General features: G+C 72.7%; 22 protein-coding genes and 1 pseudogene. 8 read left to right on the plus strand and 15 right to left on the minus strand.

Features of this window, described 5'->3' with window-relative positions:
* Window positions 1-195 precede the first annotated feature (195 nt).
* Window positions 196-1,047 carry a methyltransferase domain-containing protein gene (locus AB0M92_RS10550; protein ID WP_366101714.1) on the plus strand — a complete coding sequence of 284 codons (852 nt, stop codon included), beginning with the start codon at window positions 196-198 and terminating at the stop codon, window positions 1,045-1,047.
* Window positions 1,048-1,305: 258 nt separating this feature from the next.
* Here the strand turns inward: AB0M92_RS10550 and AB0M92_RS10555 are convergent, their stop codons facing one another.
* The 7 genes and pseudogenes from AB0M92_RS10555 to AB0M92_RS10585 all read right to left on the minus strand — a co-directional run bounded on the left by AB0M92_RS10555 (window position 1,306) and on the right by AB0M92_RS10585 (window position 8,453).
* Window positions 1,306-3,483 carry a xanthine dehydrogenase family protein molybdopterin-binding subunit gene (locus AB0M92_RS10555; protein ID WP_366101715.1) on the minus strand — a complete coding sequence of 726 codons (2,178 nt, stop codon included), beginning with the start codon at window positions 3,481-3,483 and terminating at the stop codon, window positions 1,306-1,308.
* A gap of 37 nt (window positions 3,484-3,520) precedes the next feature.
* A complete protein-coding gene (locus AB0M92_RS10560) occupies window positions 3,521-4,558 on the minus strand; it encodes a xanthine dehydrogenase family protein subunit M (protein ID WP_366101716.1) in 1,038 nt (345 codons plus the stop codon).
* The gene (locus AB0M92_RS10565; protein ID WP_366101917.1) at window positions 4,555-5,100 is read right to left on the minus strand and encodes a 2Fe-2S iron-sulfur cluster-binding protein; all 546 of its coding nucleotides are present in this window, start codon (window positions 5,098-5,100) and stop codon (window positions 4,555-4,557) included. Before AB0M92_RS10565 ends, AB0M92_RS10560 begins: the two co-directional genes overlap by 4 nt.
* A 290-nt stretch (window positions 5,101-5,390) precedes the next feature.
* Window positions 5,391-6,857, minus strand: a complete 1,467-nt coding sequence (locus AB0M92_RS10570) for an ornithine decarboxylase (protein WP_366101717.1) — start codon at window positions 6,855-6,857, stop codon at window positions 5,391-5,393.
* A gap of 106 nt (window positions 6,858-6,963) precedes the next feature.
* Window positions 6,964-7,809, minus strand: coding sequence for a peptide ligase PGM1-related protein (locus AB0M92_RS10575; RefSeq protein ID WP_366101718.1), 846 nt, complete (start codon window positions 7,807-7,809; stop codon window positions 6,964-6,966).
* Window positions 7,810-7,888: 79 nt separating this feature from the next.
* Window positions 7,889-8,176: pseudogene (locus AB0M92_RS10580) on the minus strand (hypothetical protein); the annotation flags it as partial.
* A gap of 46 nt (window positions 8,177-8,222) precedes the next feature.
* Window positions 8,223-8,453, minus strand: coding sequence for a DUF5133 domain-containing protein (locus tag AB0M92_RS10585; protein ID WP_366101719.1), 231 nt, complete (start codon window positions 8,451-8,453; stop codon window positions 8,223-8,225).
* 249 nt (window positions 8,454-8,702) lie between these two features.
* Here AB0M92_RS10585 and AB0M92_RS10590 point away from each other — a divergent pair, with 249 nt between their 5' ends.
* Window positions 8,703-8,927, plus strand: coding sequence for a hypothetical protein (locus AB0M92_RS10590; RefSeq protein WP_366101720.1), 225 nt, complete (start codon window positions 8,703-8,705; stop codon window positions 8,925-8,927).
* Between the two features lie 203 nt (window positions 8,928-9,130).
* Window positions 9,131-9,811 (plus strand): DUF4232 domain-containing protein, encoded by a 681-nt coding sequence (locus AB0M92_RS10595; RefSeq protein WP_366101721.1) that lies wholly within the window; start codon window positions 9,131-9,133, stop codon window positions 9,809-9,811.
* Between the two features lie 31 nt (window positions 9,812-9,842).
* Here the strand turns inward: AB0M92_RS10595 and AB0M92_RS10600 are convergent, their stop codons facing one another.
* Together AB0M92_RS10600 and AB0M92_RS10605 are read right to left on the minus strand one after the other, a co-directional pair.
* Complete coding sequence (locus tag AB0M92_RS10600) at window positions 9,843-10,259, minus strand: hypothetical protein (protein WP_366101722.1); 417 nt, start codon at window positions 10,257-10,259, stop codon at window positions 9,843-9,845.
* A gap of 308 nt (window positions 10,260-10,567) precedes the next feature.
* Window positions 10,568-10,921, minus strand: a complete 354-nt coding sequence (locus AB0M92_RS10605) for a GNAT family protein (protein WP_366101723.1) — start codon at window positions 10,919-10,921, stop codon at window positions 10,568-10,570.
* Window positions 10,922-11,089: 168 nt separating this feature from the next.
* Between AB0M92_RS10605 and AB0M92_RS10610 the strand changes: the two genes are divergently transcribed.
* The 3 genes from AB0M92_RS10610 (at window position 11,090) to AB0M92_RS10620 (ending at window position 12,413) form a co-directional block, all read left to right on the plus strand.
* Window positions 11,090-11,368, plus strand: a complete 279-nt coding sequence (locus AB0M92_RS10610) for a GlsB/YeaQ/YmgE family stress response membrane protein (RefSeq protein ID WP_366101724.1) — start codon at window positions 11,090-11,092, stop codon at window positions 11,366-11,368.
* A 90-nt stretch (window positions 11,369-11,458) separates the two neighbouring features.
* Window positions 11,459-11,632 (plus strand): CsbD family protein, encoded by a 174-nt coding sequence (locus tag AB0M92_RS10615; RefSeq protein WP_366101725.1) that lies wholly within the window; start codon window positions 11,459-11,461, stop codon window positions 11,630-11,632.
* A gap of 301 nt (window positions 11,633-11,933) precedes the next feature.
* Complete coding sequence (locus AB0M92_RS10620; RefSeq protein ID WP_366101726.1) at window positions 11,934-12,413, plus strand: hypothetical protein; 480 nt, start codon at window positions 11,934-11,936, stop codon at window positions 12,411-12,413.
* 59 nt (window positions 12,414-12,472) lie between these two features.
* Here AB0M92_RS10620 and AB0M92_RS10625 read toward each other — a convergent pair whose 3' ends face one another.
* The 5 genes from AB0M92_RS10625 to AB0M92_RS10645 all read right to left on the minus strand — a co-directional run bounded on the left by AB0M92_RS10625 (window position 12,473) and on the right by AB0M92_RS10645 (window position 15,882).
* A complete protein-coding gene (locus AB0M92_RS10625; RefSeq protein WP_366101918.1) occupies window positions 12,473-13,417 on the minus strand; it encodes an iron-containing redox enzyme family protein in 945 nt (314 codons plus the stop codon).
* 83 nt (window positions 13,418-13,500) lie between these two features.
* Window positions 13,501-13,761, minus strand: coding sequence for a CDGSH iron-sulfur domain-containing protein (locus AB0M92_RS10630; RefSeq protein ID WP_366101727.1), 261 nt, complete (start codon window positions 13,759-13,761; stop codon window positions 13,501-13,503).
* On the minus strand, window positions 13,745-14,386 hold the full coding sequence (locus tag AB0M92_RS10635; protein WP_366101919.1) for a HemK2/MTQ2 family protein methyltransferase: 642 nt from the start codon (window positions 14,384-14,386) through the stop codon (window positions 13,745-13,747). Before AB0M92_RS10635 ends, AB0M92_RS10630 begins: the two co-directional genes overlap by 17 nt.
* Before the next feature lie 107 nt (window positions 14,387-14,493).
* Entirely contained in the window at window positions 14,494-14,718 is a 225-nt protein-coding gene (locus tag AB0M92_RS10640) for a DUF6479 family protein (RefSeq protein ID WP_366101728.1), read from the minus strand.
* Between the two features lie 117 nt (window positions 14,719-14,835).
* Window positions 14,836-15,882: a YihY/virulence factor BrkB family protein gene (locus tag AB0M92_RS10645; RefSeq protein WP_366101729.1), complete on the minus strand. Its 1,047-nt coding sequence runs from the start codon at window positions 15,880-15,882 to the stop codon at window positions 14,836-14,838.
* A gap of 241 nt (window positions 15,883-16,123) precedes the next feature.
* Here AB0M92_RS10645 and AB0M92_RS10650 point away from each other — a divergent pair, with 241 nt between their 5' ends.
* Together AB0M92_RS10650 and AB0M92_RS10655 are read left to right on the plus strand one after the other, a co-directional pair.
* The gene (locus AB0M92_RS10650) at window positions 16,124-16,705 is read left to right on the plus strand and encodes a DUF2231 domain-containing protein (RefSeq protein ID WP_366101730.1); all 582 of its coding nucleotides are present in this window, start codon (window positions 16,124-16,126) and stop codon (window positions 16,703-16,705) included.
* 109 nt (window positions 16,706-16,814) lie between these two features.
* Window positions 16,815-17,180: a hypothetical protein gene (locus tag AB0M92_RS10655; protein ID WP_366101731.1), complete on the plus strand. Its 366-nt coding sequence runs from the start codon at window positions 16,815-16,817 to the stop codon at window positions 17,178-17,180.
* Here the strand turns inward: AB0M92_RS10655 and AB0M92_RS10660 are convergent.
* The gene (locus AB0M92_RS10660) at window positions 17,142-18,161 is read right to left on the minus strand and encodes an AraC family transcriptional regulator (protein WP_366101732.1); all 1,020 of its coding nucleotides are present in this window, start codon (window positions 18,159-18,161) and stop codon (window positions 17,142-17,144) included. The two genes, AB0M92_RS10655 and AB0M92_RS10660, sit on opposite strands and share 39 nt — an antisense overlap.
* Window positions 18,162-18,195: the final 34 nt, after the last annotated feature.

An 18,195-nucleotide genomic window follows, 5' to 3' on the forward strand; every position in this document is an offset into this window, starting at 1 on the left:
GTGGGGGGTGAAGAATTTCAAACCCGTGCGCCGGGGAAACAAATTCCCTCGGCGATCCTGTTAAACCTCAGTCCGCGAGCACAGGTATCGGTCCGGCCCGAGTTCGGGGAAGCGTAGGTGAACGTGATGCCGTGGCGCGTCCCGACGGTGTCGAGGACCCTCGGGAGTACTTTGGGAACATGGGAGGTGGTGGCCGTGGCCGGCGTTCTGCGGGCCGATCCCTCCAACGCCGATCAGGCAGCTGCCTGGGACGGTCAGGAAGGTTCCTACTGGGCGGAGCATGCCGATCGGTTCGACCGCGCGGTCCGCGCCTACCGCGAGGGCTTCCTCGCGGCAGCCGACGTCTCCGCCGCCGATCGCGTGCTGGACATCGGCTGCGGCACCGGCGAGACCACCCGCGACCTCGCGCGGCAGGCGAGCCGCGGCCGGGTCCTGGGTGTGGACCTGTCGGCCGCGATGCTGCGGGTCGCACGACGGCGCGCGGCCGCCGAAGCACTGTCCAACGCCGAATTCGTCCAGGCCGACGCGCAGATCCACGCTTTCCCCGCCGCGGCGTTCGACGTGGCCGTCAGCCGTGCCGGGACGATGTTCTTCGCCGACCCCGTCGCCGCGTTCCGCAACATCGGCGGCGCGCTGCGCCCCGGCGGACGTCTCGTGCAGTCGGTCTGGCAGCCCCTGGCCGACAACGAGTGGTTCCTCGCGCTGACCGGGGCCCTGGCCCTCGGCCGCCCGATGCCGACGCCCGCGGTCGACGCGCCGGGGCCGTTCTCGCTCTCCGACCCCGCGCGGGTACGGACCGTACTCGGCGCCGCGGGTTTCACGGACGTCCGGCTGGATCCGCGCAGCGGGTCGATGTGGTTCGGCGAGGACGCGGCCGATGCCGAGCGCTTCACGCTCGGCATGCTGGGCTGGATGCTCGACGGCCTCGACGAGCAGGACCGGCGTCGCGCCGTCGACGACCTGAGGGCGACGCTCGCCGCCCACGAGAGCGACAGCGGTGTCCTCTACGCCTCGGCGGCCTGGATCATCCGGGCGGCCCGCCCCTGACGTCCGCGAATAGTGCGCGCTCAGGGCCTCGTGATGGTCCGCGTTCCCTCCGAGAGGCGTCTTCCGTCGACGGCGCGCCTGCCCGGAGATCCACGACGCCACTCCCCCGGCCCTCGGAACCCGCCGGGCAGCGAAAAGATGCGTTCCCGGCGTTTGCGCTGCCGGATAGCGGCCATACGCGAGGTCACGGGAGTCCGCGGCGGTGAGCGGCGCGGGTTCCCGAGCGGGCCCGAGCCGCGTGGTGGCAACCCCCCGCCATCACGCGGCCGGCGCTCCCGTACCCCCAGGGACGGCACCCGGCCCTCCCGGCCCGGCTTCCAGCGCGGCCAGGACCCGGTCGGGGGTCAGGGGCAGTTCCCGCAGCCGCCGGCCGGTGGCGTGGCACACGGCGTTGCCGATCGCCGCGGCCGTGCCGACGATGCCGATCTCCCCGATGCCCTTGCTGCCCATCGGGTTGAGGTGCTTGTCGTGCTCGTCGATCCAGTGGGCCTCGATGACGGGGACGTCGGCGTTGGCCGGTACGTGGTAGGAGGCCAGGTCCCGTTCCGCGAAGTCGCCGAACGCGGGATCGAGCGCGCTGTGCTCGGTGAGCGCCATGCCCAGCCCCATCACCATCCCCCCGATGAACTGGGACCGGGCGGTGCGCGGGTTGAGGATGCGGCCGGCTGCGTACACGCCCAGCAGTCTGCGGACGTGGACCTCGCCCGTGACGGTGTCGGCCTGGACCTCGGCGAAGTGGGCGCCGAACGCATGGCGCGCGTACGGGGACTTCTGCTTCGCGGACTGGGTGGTGTCGGCGGAGGCGGAGAGCCCGGCGGCGGGCAGCGGCCCCTCGTGCCGGGCCAGCCGGTCGGTGAGCGCGGTGCACGCGTCGTGCACCGCCCAGCCCCAGGACGCCGTTCCGGTGGACCCTCCGGCGACGGGGCCGGGCGGCAGCGCGCTGTTGCCGATGGCCAGCGAGACTGCGTCGAGCGGCACGTGCAGGGCGTCGGCGGCGATCTGGGCCAGGACCGTCCGCGCGCCGGTGCCGATGTCGGTGGCGTTGACCTCGACCAGGTAGCTCCCGTCGGGGCGGGCGTGGGCCCGGGCGCCCGAGGGGGCGATGTACACGGGATAGGTGGCGGCGGCCACGCCGGTGCCGATGAGGAGCGGCCCCTCGCGGCGGGGTGCCCGGCGCTCGGACCAGCCGAACCGGCGTGCGCCGTCACGCAGGCACTCCACGAGGTGGCGGGTGCTGAACGGGCGTCCGCTGTCGGGCTCGGTGGGCGGATCGTTGCGTACGCGCAGCTCGACGGGGTCCATGCCGAGGGCCTCGGCCAGCTCGTCCATGGCCGACTCCAGGGCGTACATGCCGGGGGTCTCACCGGGGGCACGCATCCAGGAGGGCGTGGGCACGTCGAGCGCGGTGACGCGGTGGGTGGTGCGGCTGTTCCGGACGGCGTACATCACCCGGGCCGGTACGGCGGCCTGTTCGACGAACTCGCGGACCTGCGAGGTGTGCGTGGTGACCTCGTGGACGAGGGTGGTGAGGGTGCCGTCGGGGCGGGCGCCGAGGCGGAGGTGGTGCAGGGTGGGCGCGCGGTGTCCGACGGTGGCGGCCATGTGCTGTCGGGGCAGCGACAGCGTGACGGGGCGTCCGCAGTGGCGGGTGGCCATCACGGCGAGGACGACGTGCGGGCGCGGTGTGCCCTTGGAGCCGAATCCGCCGCCGACGTGCTCGGCCAGGACGGTGACCTGGTCCTGCTCCAGCCGGAACAGCCCGGCCAGGACGTTGCGCACGACCGTGGTGCCCTGGCAGGAGTCGTACACGGTGAGGTGGCCGCGTTCGGCGTCCCAGTCGGCGGTGGCGGCGTGCGGCTCCATGGCGTGGTTGTGCAGCGGCGGAACCGAGTAGCGGACGTCGACGCGTACGGGCGCTTCGGCGAACGCCGCGTCCGGGTCGCCCTGTTCGCGGTGCGCGGGGTAGCCGCCGTTGGCCTGCTCGGGGGTGTACAGGCCCGGGTGCCCTTCGTGGAGGGTGACGTCGTGCGGCTCGCTCTCGTACGTGACGCGCACGGCGTCGGCCGCGGCCCGCGCCCCTTCCAGGGTGTCGGCGATGGCCAGTGCGACGTACCAGCCGCGGTGCGGAACCCGTGTGTCCTGCAGCAGTTGCAGGGTGGGGTCGTCGGAGGGGCCCAGGCGGGGAGCGTCGAAGGGCGTGAGGACCCCCAGTACGCCGGGCAGGGCCAGGGCCCCGGCGGTGTCGACGGCGGTGATCCGGCCGCGGGCGACGGTCGCGGGCACCGGCCAGGCGTAGGCCCGCAGGGGCAGGTGCCGTTCGGCGGCGTAGCGGGCGGCGCCGGTCACCTTCTCCCGGCCTTCGCGCCGCGGGACGGCGGCGCCGAGAACGGCGGGGGCGGTGGCGGTGGGTTCGAGGGTGACGGAGGTCGGGCTCATCGTGGTCCTGTTCCTGGTCGGCGCGTCGGTGGCGTCGCTACGGCGTGGCGGGGGAACCGGGGTGCGTGGCGGGGGAACCGGGGTGCGTGCCGGCCAGCTCGGCGATGGCGTCGCAGGCGAGGTTGCGGGCCAGCGGGATCTTGTACGCGTTGTCGCGCAGGGACCTCGCCTGCGCGAGTTCGGCGTCGACGGCCTCGCGGACGGCGTCGGGGTGCGGTACGGCGCCGGTCAGCCGCGCCTCGGCGGTGGTCGCGCGCCAGGGCCGGTGGGCGAGGCCGCCGAAGGCGAGGGCGACGCGGCGCACCCGGCCGTCGCCCGGGTCGAGGTCGAGGACGGCGGCGACCGAAGCGAGGGCGAAGGCGTACGAGGCGCGTTCGCGGGCCTTGCGGTAGAGGGAAAGGGCGCCCGGCGCGGCGGCGGGCAGGATCACCGCCGTGATGATCTCCCCGGCTCGGATGACGGTGTCCTGCTCGGGCCGGTCCGCGGGGAGCCGGTGGAACTCGGCGGCCGGGACGCGGCGGGTGGTGCCCGCCGCGCCGTACAGCTCGACTTCGGCGTCCAGGGCGGCGAGCGCCACGGCCATGTCCGAGGGGTGGGTGGCGATGCAGTGCTCGGAGTGCCCGAGTACCGCGTGGTCGCGGTGCAGGCCGTCGCGGGCCCCGCAGCCGCTGCCGGGTTCGCGCTTGTTGCAGGGTTTCGAAAGGTCCTGGAAATAGCCGCAGCGGGTGCGCTGGAGCAGGTTGCCTCCGGTGGTGGCGACGTTGCGCAGCTGACCGGAGGCACCGGAGAGCAGCGCCCGGCTGAGGAGCGGGTAGCGGGTGCGCACCACGGGGTCGGCGGCCAGGTCGCTGTTGCGGACCGTGGCGCCGACGCGCAGGCCGCCGTCGGGGAGTTCGCGGATCTCGTCCAGGGGCAGGCGGGAGACGTCGATGAGGGCGCCCGGGGTCTCGACGCCGAGTTTCATCAGGTCCACGAGGTTGGTGCCGCCGCCGAGGTAGCGGGATCCGGGGTGGGCGGCGTAGGCGTCGGCCGCGGCCTGGAGGCTGGTGGCGCGTACGTAGGCGAAGGGCTTCACGCGGTCACCTGCGCACCGGTCGCGGTGGCCGAGGCCTCGGCTCCGGCCTCGGCGACGGCCCGGACGATGGCGGGGTAGGCGCCGCAGCGGCAGAGGTTCCCGCTGAGCCGTTCCCTGATCTCCTCGGCGGTCAGCTCGGCGGGGCCGGCAGCTGTCGGGGCCAGGGCGGCGGTGCGGTGCGAGGGGTGCCCGGCGGCGGCCTCGCGGAGCGCGCCGACCGCAGAGCAGAGCTGGCCGGGGGTGCAGTAGCCGCACTGGAACGCGTCGTGCTCCAGGAAGGCGCGCTGGAGCGGGTGCAGGGCGCCGTCGGGGTGCGCAAGGCCCTCGACGGTGGTGATCTCGCAGCCGTCGAGGGCCACGGCGAGGAGCAGGCAGCCGTTGGCGCGCCGGCCGTCCACCAGGACGGTGCAGGCACCGCACTGCCCGTGGTCGCAGCCCTTCTTGGCGCCGGTCAGGTCCAGGTGCTCGCGCAGGGCGTCGAGCAGCGTGACCCGGTGGTCCAGGTCGAGGTCGTGGTGGACACCGTTGACGCGGAGGGTCACTTGGGAGCGGTCCGCTGCGCCGAGCGGTTCGTCCGGCGGGCTCGGCGCCGGTCCGGGGCTGCCGTCGGGAGCGGGTCGACGGGCGGGCGGGTCGGTTGCGTGGGCCACGACGAGCTCCCTTGGCGTACGTTCGGGGAGGGAATGTCCCTTCGGCTGCCCAGCCTGACCCCTCGCGCGCCCGAGCGCGTCGCACGCCCCCGTCGGCTTCCCCCGTACGGCCTACGGCCGGGGGTGGGGTCTTGGCGTAGTCCCCGCTTCGGCCCGAGCGGCCGGGGAAGTCCTGCCCGGTGTCAGTCCTCGCGCAGCACCCGCACGCTTTCGACGTTCGTGTCGACCGCGTCGGGGACGACCATGCCCGCCGCGACGCCCGAGCGAAGGTGGCGCAGGACGTCCACGGTGAGCCGTTCGCCCGGCAGTGCCGCCGGGATGCCCGGCGGATACGGGGTCAGCATCTCGGCGGCGATCCGCCCGTCCGCCTTCTCCCAGGGCACCTGCTCCGTCACGCCGAAGAAGGCGTCGCGTGGCAGGACCTCCTGTTCCAGCCTCAGCCGGGACGGCGGCGGGACGTGAACGGGCTGTCCCGTGCGCAGTTCGCCGGCGTGAGCGGCCAGGTCGGTCAGGGCCGTCAGCAGGGTCTCGGCCGTGCGGTCGTCGTCGGCGTGGGTGAACTGCGCGCCGATGCGGCGATGGTCGCAGACGTGGAGGTCGATCCGGTGGTTCCGGCGCAGCCAGTCCGCGGCCTCGTAGCCGGTGACCTCCCACGCGCTGATGTCGATGACGATCTGCAAGGGGTCCATGTCCGCCGCCTTGCCGGGCCCGCAGACGTCCTCACGGCCGTGTACCCGCATGCCGTCGATGCGGGAGATGCGGGCACGGACCCGTTCCGCCAGCGCGAGTGCGCCGTCGTAGAGGACCCTTCCCTGTTCGACCATCTGCCGGCGCCAGCCGTCCAGGGCCGCGTAGACGAGGACTGAGGGGCTGGTGGTACCGAACAGGTCCTGCCGGCTCTTGAGCACCTCGGGTTTGATCAGGTCTCCCTGGAGGTGGCAGACCGAACCCTGTTCCAGGCCGGACCCCGTCTTGTGGACGGAGGTGACGCACACGTCGGCGCCGGCGTCCATGGCCCAGGTCGGCAGGTCGGGGTGGAAGGGCAGGTGAGCGCCCCATGCCTCGTCGACGATCAGGGGGCGGCCCCGCTCGTGGCAGATCCCGGCGATGGCCGCCAGGTCGGCGCAGGTGCCGTAGGGGGTCGGTGTGGTCACCAGCGCTCCGCGAGCGTCGGGATGCTCGGCGAAGGCCGCCTCGAAGGCCCCGGCGGACGGCGGGTGGGCGAGGTGGCGTTCGGCGTCCCACTGCGGGTCGACCCAGACGGGCTGGATGCCCGAGAGGATCAAGCCGGAGACGACGGACCTGTGGGCGTCCCGTCCCACCAGCAGCTTCTCCTGGGGGCCGGCCACGGAAAGCATCGCCGACTCCACCGACGGTGAACTGCCGCAGGTGGAGAAGAAGGCGTGGTCGGCGCCCACCGCCTCGGCCATCAGCGCCTGGGCCGCCGCGAGCACGGCGTGGGAGGACCTCCGGTCGTCCAGCCCACTGGTCGCCGGCACGTCGGAGCGGAACACCGCGTCTCCGAGCACGGCGCTCACCCGGGGGTCGGTACCGCGGCCCTGCTTGTGCCCCGGAGGCGTGAACGGTGTCTGCCCGTCGGCTTGGTAGGCGGCCAATGCGTCGAGTACCGGTGCCTTGGACTGGTTCATGGTCTCCGCCTTCCCGGCGGCTGCCGGGGGAAACGGACCGCGGAGCGCGCGACGGGCACTGCGGTGGCCGGTCACCCCTGTCCGCTCCGCGTCATGGGGTCGGCCGTCAGCCTTCCTCGAATTCGAGGACCTCGGCCAACGCGGCTTCCCGCTCCTCCACGTGTCGAGCGCTCCCGGCCGTCACGGCGTACCGCCAGGAGCGCCCGTCGGACGGCGCGTCCGCGTAGAGGACCACGCCCTCGCCCCGGTCGGGGTCGAACGCGAGGCGAGATGCGCGCAGCCGGGCGAGGGCCCCTTCGAAGCCCATGGCGCTGCGCGTCCGGCCCCTGGACAGCGACCATGCCGGATGCGGCGCGGCCGCTCCCGCGGTCAACCGGGTGACCATGGCGTGCGGTGTCGTGGTGGCCGTACGGCGGACGTTGCTCTCGCTCGCGTACACGACGCCTTCGGCGTCGACCAGCCCGTCGAGTCCGAATGGCCCGGCATAGCCGTGATCGGACAGATGGCGGCCCAGCGCCTTCCCCCACTCCTCCAGCTCGTCGGCCACGTGCGCGCAGGACGGCGGCAGCGGGGAGAGGTATCCCGTGAAGGAACCCCGAGCCGTACGCATGGCTCCGCTGAAGAGCGCGTGCGTCCCGGAGGCGGTCACCTCCAGCTGGATGCTGACCGATGCGGTCACGGGCAGGCACTCCTCCACCACCCACCTGCCGTCGGGGCCACCGACCGCATCGAGCGGCAGACCCGCGCCGCCCCTCAGGTCGTCGCGGGACACGAAACGCATCCCGTGCCCTCCCGCCGAACGGTCGGGCTTCACCACGACACGCTCATGGTCGCGCAAGAGCTCGCGGGCCACGCCCTCGGTCTGCGCGCGTCGGCACATCCGCCCCGCCGGCAAGCGCATGCCCACGTGGCCGGCCGCCTCGCGGAAACCGGTCTTCGTATTGAGCAGCATGGTCACCTTCAGCGCGGCCTCCGCGGCCGCGACCGTGGGGTACGGATGGACCGCGAGGCCGACCTCCCGGGCGAACGCGCTCGGCGAGTCCGGCCTCGCGCACCGCCCGCGCCAGCGGGACCGCGCCGGCAGGCGGTACTTCGACGACCGCCACCGTTTCCGGGGGCACTCCCGTCAGGTCGTAGACGTAACGCAAGAAGTCCCGGCCCAGCGGCACGGGGGTGACGAGCACGTCGCCCGGCCGGAGCAGCCATGCCTTCCGGGGCGCCTGCTGCGCCCATCGCGTCAGGATCCCCCCCTCGTTGAGATCGACCGCCACGTCGGAGAGGAAGTTCGCGAACACGACGAAGGGGCGCGTCTCAGTCACCGCTGCTCCTGCCTGCGGTGTCGGGCGGCTGGGCGGTCGGACTCGATCAGCCGGTGGCGAGCACGGAGTCGTCCAGCGGGCCCGTGCCCGGCAGGTGGTGGCGGGCGGCGATCAGGGCGGCGTGCACGTCCGTCGTACCGGTGGACACGCACAGGGCTCGCTCGACCTCCTCGATCTCCTTGCGCACGGGCGAGTCGCCTTCCGCCGCATCGAGTACGGACAGCGCCCAGTATCGGTCGACGAGGCCGGGGAGCACGGCCGGGTGAGCCATCAACATGGGTGTTGCCTTTCGCCGGCGGATCGATCAGGTGACCGTCGCATACCCTGTCGATCACCGTCGAACCCCGGCGCGGGGAACGCGTTCGGAGCCGTCGAACGGGAAGGCGCGAGGCTGCCGCATCGGGGCTCGCTCGTTCGCATGGCGCGCCAGCGGGTCGGAACGACTCCGGCGGACCGACTCGTCATGGTGGGACATGGATGCGGTGGCACGGAAGTGCGATCACGCTACTAGACGGTGAGGGCGGAAATGGACGAGAAGAAGCCGCAAAGCCCGGACGATCCGGAAGCACTCTCCGACGAGGAGATGATGAGAGTGATCAATGAAATCCTCGACAGCGTCCCACCCGAGCAAGCCGAGGACTGCCTCCTCGCGATCGCCGAGGGGAGAGCGGCGCCCCACGCCGTTCCGGTTGAACTGACCCCCGCCCAAGCGAACGACCTGCTTCTCTTCCTCCACAGGGGCGGCGGCTGAGTCCACCGCCGATCGCGCCGATCGGTACGGCCACCACCTGCCGGTCGGGCGGCGGCACCGGGCGGTGGCGGGGCCGGTACGTCATGGTCGTGTCACCGGAGCGGCACAGCGCTGCACCCACGGCAACTCGGGCGGGCCGCTTCGCCGTGGCTGTCGGCGTGCGGGCCGGCACGGCACCGGTCGCAAGCCCAGGGAGGTTCCCCATGCAGTACGCAGAAGGCGTCCGACGGACCGTGTCCGCGCTGGCGGTCGCAGCCGCGGCTGCCGCCCTGATGACGGGCTGCACTCCGTCCGGCGACGACGCCGGAGCGGCCGAAGAGCCGACGCGATCCGTGCAGTCGCCGGTCCCCGGGACCGGCGCGGGCGGCAGCGGCTCCGGCGGCACGGGGCAGGCGAAGCCGGCCGCCTCGGCCTCCCCCGCCATGTCCGGTGGCAAGACGAAGCCCTGCACGATCGACGACGTCAAGGTCACGGAGGCCCGGCAGGCTGCCGTCCGGCCGCCGGGCACGGGAACCGGCGCTGCGATCGTCGCCGTCACCAACGTCTCGAAGAGCACCTGCACGCTGCGGGGATTCCCCACCGTGGCGGGTGCGGGCAACGGATCGCCGGACAAGAACGTACCGCTGGCCACGACCCACAGCGGCGCGGCGGCCACGGTGTCCCTCGCCCCGGGTGCCCGTGCCTGGACCAAGCTCACGTTCGTGAACGTGCAGGGCGAGGCCGACGGATACTGCGAGTCCGGCGCGACGCCCGCCTCGTTCCCCACGCTCGTCGTCGGGGTCCCGGGGGCGGGCGCGCACCAGACCGCCCTCGATGACGGAATCCTCGCCCTGTGCGACAACAAGGCCACGGTCACGGCCTATTCGGCGACGAAGCCCTCGTGACGCGGCGGAAGCCGTCTCCGGCCGCGGCGGCTCAGATGTCCTTGGTGGCGTTCAAGCGGGCGATATCCGCTGCGTACGCGGCGGTGCGAGCGGTGGCGGTTCCCGACACGTACATGCCGGTGCCGAGGACCGCGAAGGGGAGGGAGAGGAGCAGGCCGGCGGTGATGGGTCCCCAGTCACGCTCGGCATCGCAGCGCTCCCCCGTGTCCGCGCGGTAGGTCACCGCGAACCGCCCGCTCTGGTGGAAGGCGCGGGACTCGCACTCGACGGATTTGACGTGCGCGCCCTGGTCCACGCTGAAGGGGAGGACGAGCAGGTAGCCCAGCCAGAGCCAGATGAGCACGGCTACGGCCATCAGCCCCCGTCCCCAGCCTTGTTGGCGCAGGCCTCGCACCCGGAACTCCCGGTCGTACACCTGCGCCAACGAGTTCATGGGGATGACATTCATGGGAATGAACCTAGCGCAGGCCGACTTCGTGGCAGCGCCCGCCCAACGACAGCAGCCGTCCGGTGCCCACGCGCGGGGACGCAGGCGGACGTCAGACCTGCGCCCCGGGCGGCCTGCCGGGCGGGCGCGAGCTCGGTGACGAGCGGGCGGTCGGTCAAGACCAGGTCGTGCTTCGGGCCGGCACCGGCCTCCCGCTCCCGCTCAGCACCGTGCCGCTCACCGAGAAGGCAGCATGGGTCAAGGCCGCACGAGCCCACTTCTCGGTCACGCTCGAAGCGAACGCGGCCCGCCGAGCACCGGACCGGGCATCAGGGCCTCAGCAGTCCACCCACCCACCAGTCGTGCGGCTTGCCGTCGTTGGCGATGCCGCGATTGCGCAGTGTCCCTTCGACGGTGAAGCCGAGTTTCTCGGCGACGGCACGCGAGGCGGTGTTCCCAGCCATGGCCCACCACTCGATGCGGTGGACGTCGGGGGTGTCCCAGCCCCAGTCACACAGGGTCCGAGCGGCCTCCACCGAGTACCCGCGTCCGCGCTGTTCCTTGACCGCCCCATAGCCGAGCTCCCGGACACCGCGGCTGATGAGGGTCAGGCAGTACGAGCCGACCAGGGCGCCGGTGCCTTGCGGAACGCGCCGAGGGTGCAGTCCCTGTCCTCGGCCCACTGCGCGGGCAGTGTCTCGCCGACGAGCTTCTCCGCGTCCGCACGCCGGTACGGCACCGGCACCGGGGTCTCGTTGTCGGGAACCCGGTGCGAGACCACGTTTGGAATCGCGCGCGGCGTGCAGAAGCGATCCGACACCGACCTCGCAGTACAAGGCAGGAGACGCAACATGGGCATCATCGCTTGGATCCTCATCGGACTGCTGGCCGGCCTCATCGCCAAGGCGCTCATGCCGGGCAAGGACCCGGGCGGAATCATCATCACCACGCTCATCGGCATCGCCGGAGGCCTGCTCGGCGGCTGGCTCGGCAAGGTCGTCTTCGGCGTCGACTCCATCGACGGCTTCTTCGACCTGTCCACGTGGATCGCCGCCATCGTCGGATCCGTCATCCTTCTGGCCGTCTACCGGCTCGTGACGGGCGGCCGGCGTTCCCACCGGCACGCCTGACCCCGGGGAGCGGGCGGCACGTTTGCCGTCCGCGATCCGGGTCACACGCGCAGAGCAAGAAGTCCCCGCACCCCCAGGGAGTGATCAGCTGTGTCGAAGGACGAGAAGGGCCGGGCCAAGACCGAGCAGGCCGAGGGCAAGCTCAAGGAAGCGGCCGGCCGCCTGGTGGGCAACGAACGGCTGACTGCCGAAGGCCGCGGCGAAGCGGCGAAGGGCGACGCCCGCCAGGCCAAGGAAAAGATGAAGGACATGTTCAAGCGGTGACCTGACGGCTCCGCAGAACAGTGCCTCGGTCCCGAACCCGTCTGGGGTTCGGGACCGAGGCACTGTTCTGCGGCGGGGCACTGCAAGGCGGTGAGGCACAAGGCCGTCGCCGCATCAGGTGGGGCTCAGCGGCGGCGGTCCGTCACCCTCGGTCACCCTACGACCGGCCGAGCGGAGCTGACGGGGGTGTCTGGGGCGCTGACGGCGCGATGTCCGCCGGTGTGGCTTGACGGTTCGAAACAGGGGTAGGCGCCGACCGTGTTCGGCGGATTGTCCGGGCGCGGATCCAAGGAGCAGTCCCATGATTCTCATCCTCGGACTCATCATTCTGATCGCCGCCATCGTCGTCGGTGTGGCCGGACTATTCGGCAATACCGGTCCGGGACACGTTCTCGGCGCAGGTGGCGACTTCTCTGTTTTCGGCTATCACGCAACCGGTTCGACCGGAGCGCTCTTTCTGACCGGGATCATCGTGGGCGCCGCAGCCCTGTTGGGTCTGGCACTCGTGATGGCCGGCGCTCGTCGTTCAGCGCGTCGCTCGGCGCGGACCGGACGGGAACCGGTCACTTCGCGCCGTGAGGCCGGCGCCATCGATCGCGAGCACGAGCTGGAGCGCGAAGATCTGATCAGGCAGCGTGACGACGCCCGCGCCCAAGCCACCATCCGTGACGACGCCGGCGCCGAGACCCCCGCTCCGGCGGCTGGGAGCACTGATCGCGTGGCGGACGCCCCGCACGGTCGTCGAGGCCACTGGTTCGGCCACCGGGCCGCGCCGCGCTGAGCGCGGCGGTACGGCGAGCATCCTCCGGGGCCTTGGCCGATGCCCCATCGGCCAAGGCCCTACGGCTGCGGCAGGGGCGACCGCAATGCGCTGTGCCCCCGGTCCCAGGCCTGGCGGACGTGGGTCGCGAGCCGGTCCTCCAGCAGGACGGTCGCGGCGCACCCGAAGGCGACGTCCTCCTCCAGCCGCGGCTCGTCCGCGAGCAGGCCGCCGATGACCTCACGGCGTACGACCTGCTCGTGGACGGCGTCGGCCTCGACGTGCTCGGCGTAGAAGTGCTCGGCGGCGGGTCCCGCTCCGCAGCGCCGCATGGCCTTGGCCAGGCGCCTGGATCCGGGTGACGAGGTGACCTCGACGCATGCGAAGTGGCCGACGAGGGCCCCGCGCAGAGCCCGGTGGAGTCCGAAGAGGGACATCAGGTTCACGGTCGCGAGCAGCGGCGCCGGCGCCTGGTCCAGGTAGCGTCCGTACGAGGGATCCAGTCCGAGGTCGGCCATGAGGTCCGCGAACAGCTGGGCGTGGATCCGGTCGGCGCGGCCGGCGCCGAACTCGTCGTACTCGATGGCCACCATCGCGGCCTTCGCCGTTCCGGTGAGCCGGGGGACCACCCAGAGGTGCGGGTCGGCCTCCTTGAGGTGGTAGAGCGAGCGCAGGGCCGCGTACTCGCGCAGCTGCCACGGCTCGCCCTCGGTTTCCAGATGGTGGCTCAGGCTGCCCGAGAGATCGACGGGCTCGACGAGCAGCGGCGCGAAGGCCTCCTCGACCGTTCGGGGAACGTCCGGCAGTTCGGTGCGCAGGGCGTGGAGGAAGCGGGTCTCCAGGGCCTGGCGCAGCCGCAGCAGGTCCGGGTCCCACTCGCGCTCGTCGTCCACGCCGTCGAAGCCGCGGTAGTGCAGTTCGTAGAGAAGGTATAGGGCGAGTTGGAGGTCCTCGCCCCACGGGTCCGCCTTCAGGACGGACGAGGTGGCGTAGACCGGCAGGCCGCCCGACCGCAGGGCCTTCATCACGGCGCGGGACAGCTCGCCCCGCCCCTCGGCGAGGCGGGGGCGGCCGACCGCGATCGTCGTCGCACCCGGGCTGGGAGGGGTCATTTCGGGATCCTGTTCTCGGGTGACGGAGCCGCTCGCTCGCGTCGGCGGTGGCTGGTGTCGCACCAGGGATAGGTACGGCTGCGACGACAGGTGCACACCGCGACCACGAAGCGGTCCGAGCGGGCGACGGTCCCGTCGTCCAGAACGATCTCGACCGGACCCTCGACCAGGACCGGACCCTGCGGATCCACGGAGACCCGCCGGGCGGGCGCCGGCGCGCGATCCGGGTGGGGGCCGCGGTCATTCGGACTCGGCACGGATGACCACCAGCTCTTCCCACTCCTCGGCTTCCGCCGCGAGTCCCCGCTGCTCCAGCCAGGCTCGTCGTGAACGCAGTACGGGGCCCCAGGGCACGGAGGCCTTCGCCGTGACCTCGGCGGCCAGCCCCAGCCCGGTCAGGCGGTCGAGCGTCCGCTCGGCCCCGCACATCCGCGAGTGCACCATGAGCAGGACGCCGCCGGGACGCAGCAGGGCGGGCGCGTCGGCGCAGATCCGGTCGATGACCCCGCGGCCGTCCGGGCCGGCGTCCCAGGCGCGCGCCGGTCCGTACGACGGCAGCCGGGCCCCCGGGGCGGGGACGTACGGCGGATTCGTGATGACCAGGTCGAAGCGTGACCCCGCGGTGCGCGCCGCGAAGTCGCCGTGCAGGACGCGCAAGGGCAGTCTTCGGCGCAGGGAGTTCAGCCGCGCCGTGACCACGGCGGGCCAGGAGACGTCCACCGCGGTGACCCGGGCTCCCCTGCCCGCGGCGTGCAGGGCGAGCGCTCCGGTGCCCGTACCGATCTCCAGCGCGTCCGTCCGCGGCCCCAGCTCTTCCTGGGCGAGCGCCTCGGCGAGGAGGAGGGTGTCCGCCTGAGGCTGGTAGACGCCCGGCAGGGCCATCAGGTCGAGGGACAGTGGGGGTAGCTGGGGCAGCTGGGGCACCCGAGGCGCGGACGCTTCCGCGCTCTGCGGCGCCTCACGGCCCTCCCACAGCGCACCGGGCCGGCTCATGCGCGGGGCTCCTGGCCGCTGGTGTCGCCGTCCTGCCACGAATCCTCGCGCCCGCGGGCCACGGGATTCTGCTCGGCCGGCCGCGCAGGTGCCCGGCGCCTGGCGCTCCGGCGGCTGCCGTACCAGAACGCGCCGATCAAAAGGACGACGACCACCACGCCGGCGAATATGAGGAAAAACGCTCCCTGTCCTTCGGCCGCAAGGTTCTCGGTAGGAATCATGGCTGGCGCCTTCCCGTAATCGGCGGGGTTATTTACGAGAAGGCGCCCTTCGGAATTCCGGCGGAGAACGCACGGAGGTCCTATGCGGTTCCATACAGTCCTGTGCGGTCACCGAGGTCACCGCTCCATGCGGCGGCGGTCCTCGTCGCTCCAGGCGCCGGTTTCACGGGGCTGGACATAAGGTTCCGCGTCCGCGGGCAGCCCTCCCGCTATCGCACGCTGGCGAGCGAGTTCCGCGTCGAACTCCAGGCCGAGGAGGATCGCGAGATTGGTGATCCACAGCCAGACCAGGAAGACGATGACACCCGCGACGGTGCCGTAGGTCTTGTTGTAGGAAGCGAAGTTCGCGACGTAGAACGCGAAGCCGGCCGAGGCGGCCATCCAGATCACCAGAGCCAGGACGCTGCCCGGTGTCACCCACCGGTACCCCCGGCCCTTGGCGTTCGGCGCCGCCCAGTACAGCAACGCGATCATGATCGTGACGAGGAGCACCAGGACCGGCCATTTCGCGATCGACCACACGGTGAGCACGCTGTCGCCGATCCCCAGGGTGCTGCCCACCTGCCGCGCCAGTCCTCCGGTGAAGACGACGATCAGCGCACTGGCACAGGCGAGGACCATCAGCGTCACGGTGAGCGCCAGGCGCAGCGGCAGCACCTTCCACGCCGGACGGCCCTCGGGCATGTCGTAGACGGCGTTCGAGGAGCGGATGAACGCGGCCACGTAGCCGGAGGCGGACCACAGCGCCACGACGAGACCGACGACCGCCATCAGCGACCCGATGCCGCTGCGGCCCTGAAGCTGCTCGACGGCGCTTGTGATCACTTCCCGCGCGGAGCCGGGAGTCAGTTGCCGCACGCTGTCCAAGAACCGCTCGGTCGTCGACTCACCGGCCAGGCCCAGCAGGGAGACGAGGACCAGGAGGGCGGGGAAGAGCGCCAGGACGCCGTAGTAGGTCAGGGCCGCGGCGCGATCGGCCAGCTCGTCGTTCCGGAACTCCTCGGCCGTGCCGCGCAGTACCGCCCGCCAGGAACGTGCGGGCAGGTCGGAGGGCTTGTCCGGCGCCCGTGCCTCGACCAGTTCGCTCGGGCCCGCCCCCGGGTCCCGCCCGGTGCCGGAACGATCACGGTCTCCGCCTTGGCCACGCTTCGTATGAGGTGTCACATCCGGCGGCTTTCCACCACGGGGCCACTCATGCCCGTACGGCACGCCCGATCACACCCCGCTCCGCGCCGTCGCGCCCGCCTGTACCCCCCTCCCCCTCCCTCCCCCACTCCGGGCACGGCGTGACGGGCAAGCCCGGCCCGGCGCGGATCGGCTCCTCACGGGAAGGCATCGTGCCGGTCATTCGGGTGCACTCGAAGCCGGGGCGGGATCGCGACGCGACACCGGGTAGGCGTCGTGTATGACCTCACAGACCCCCGGCACCCCGACGACGGCAGGGCGGACCGCAGTCCTCGACACTGCCTCCACGCGGTGGCTGACGGCCCTGGACCGGCTTGAGCGGACGACGGTGGCCGACCCCGCGATCAAGGTGCTCCAGCGGGGGATCCGCTCGCTCCCCCTGGGCGGGATGCGCGATCTGCTGCGGGGCAGGCCGCTCGGCCACCCGGTGCATCCGGTGCTGGTGCAGGTACCGATCGGATGCTGGCTTTCGGCCGCCGTACTGGACCTCGTACCCGGGACCCGGCGTGCGGCGACGACCCTCACCGCCGTCGGTCTCGCCGGGGTCGCCCCGGCGGCGATGGCCGGCTGGGCGGATTGGGCGGACCTCCCTCCCGAGCAGGCCCGGGTCGGACTGGCCCACGCGGTCTCCAACGCGGCCGCCGTGGCCTGCTACGCCGTGTCCCTGACGTCACGGCTCCAGGGCCGGTCGGCGAAGGGCCGCCTGTGGTCCCTCGGCGGCCTGGCCGCCGTCGCCGTCACCGGCGCGCTGGGCGGGCACGTGGCCTACCGGCAGGCCGTCGGAGCGCACCCCGCGGCGTGAACCCGGCAGGGCCCGGGGACCGGCGGCGTCTTCGTATTCCGGCTCGTGGCGGGAAAGGTCTTCGTCCCGCGGCTTTCGCGAGCGCCGGGGCTTGATCGACAGTGGGGACATGTCCTCCCCAACGGTCGCCGGGACAACCGAGGACGGCCCCGGCGACGACTGCGCACGCGTACGGCGTCTGCTCACCCGTGCCGGTTTCGAGACGGTGCCGCAGGACGGCAACGGCCTGCGGGTCTGGGCGGTGGCGGAGGGGGTCATGATCGGGTGGGCCGCTCAGGAGGTTCTGCGGCCGACCATCCAGGTCCACGGCCACGAAGAGGACCTCTCCCGGTTCACGGCCCTGCCGGGCCTGCGCACCGCCCTGCGGACGGCTCTGGCGGTGACCCTGCAGGACGGCGGTCTCGACGTGGCGGTCCGCGGCGACCACCTCCTCGCGCTACGGCCCCGGGACGCCGTGGATGCCCGGCCCGGCTAGGCCGCCCTCCTCCAAGGTGCGCCTCGGCGAGCGTCCGTACGCCGCGCGGTACGCGGCGGCGAAGCGGCCCAGGTGGTGGAAGCCCCACCGGTGGGCGATCGCCGCGACGCCGGCCCCGTCCGCCACGTCGGCCGCCAGCAGGTCGGCGTGCGCGAGGTCGAGCCGTACGCGGCGCAGGTAGGCGGTCGGCGTCGTACCGACATGCCGGCGAAAGGCGTACTGGAGCGCTCTCGGGGTGACGCCGGCGGCCGCGGCCATCTCCGTCAGGCCGATCTCCGCATCGGGAGCGGATTCGATGAAGGCCACGGCCCGCCGGACGGTCTCCGGAGTCGCGTCGCGGGTGTCGGACAGTACGGATGCGGGATGCGCGGTGTTGGGGAAGGTCGTCAGCACATGGGCGGCGATCATGCGGGCGGCGGCGTCCACCACCAGCGGTTCGCCGGCCGCGGGCCCGGCCAGGACTCCCGACTCCAGGTAGGCCACGGCCTTCTTCCACTGCTCCGCCAGTGCCGGGGAGACGGGGACGAACCGGGTGAACCGCAGCGGGGGCGCGGGCCGGCCCGGCAGGCGGCCCGCGGCATCCTCGACGAGTCGGCGGGGCAGCGACACCGCACGCAGCTCGGCGCCGTCGACGCGGCCGGTGTAGGGCAGGTCGGGCTGTGAGATCGCGAGGACGTCGCCCGGTCCCGCAGCGAAGGCGTGGTCGGCGCACTCGCGGTGCATCCGGCCACTGACCACATGGGTGATGGCCACGGCGCCGAGTGGATCGCTCGCGTACGCGTACTCGGTGGCCAGTGCGAGCGTGCTCAGCGTGACGGGGCCGGCGAGGGTACGGGAGTAGCTGAACGTGCCGTTCGGCGCGGGGGACTTCATCCGCAGGCTCGTGCCGTAGGCGGACCTCATCCAGTCGCGGGCGGCTTCCAGGTCCGTGGTCCGGAAACTCGTCCGGCCCGGCGCATCGGCCGGGGAATGCCGTGGCATCGCGGCCCTCCCCCCTCCGGCAGGCGGCCGGCAG

The organism is Streptomyces sp. NPDC051582 (genome assembly GCF_040681715.1).
Taxonomy (GTDB): Bacteria; Actinomycetota; Actinomycetes; order Streptomycetales; family Streptomycetaceae; genus Streptomyces.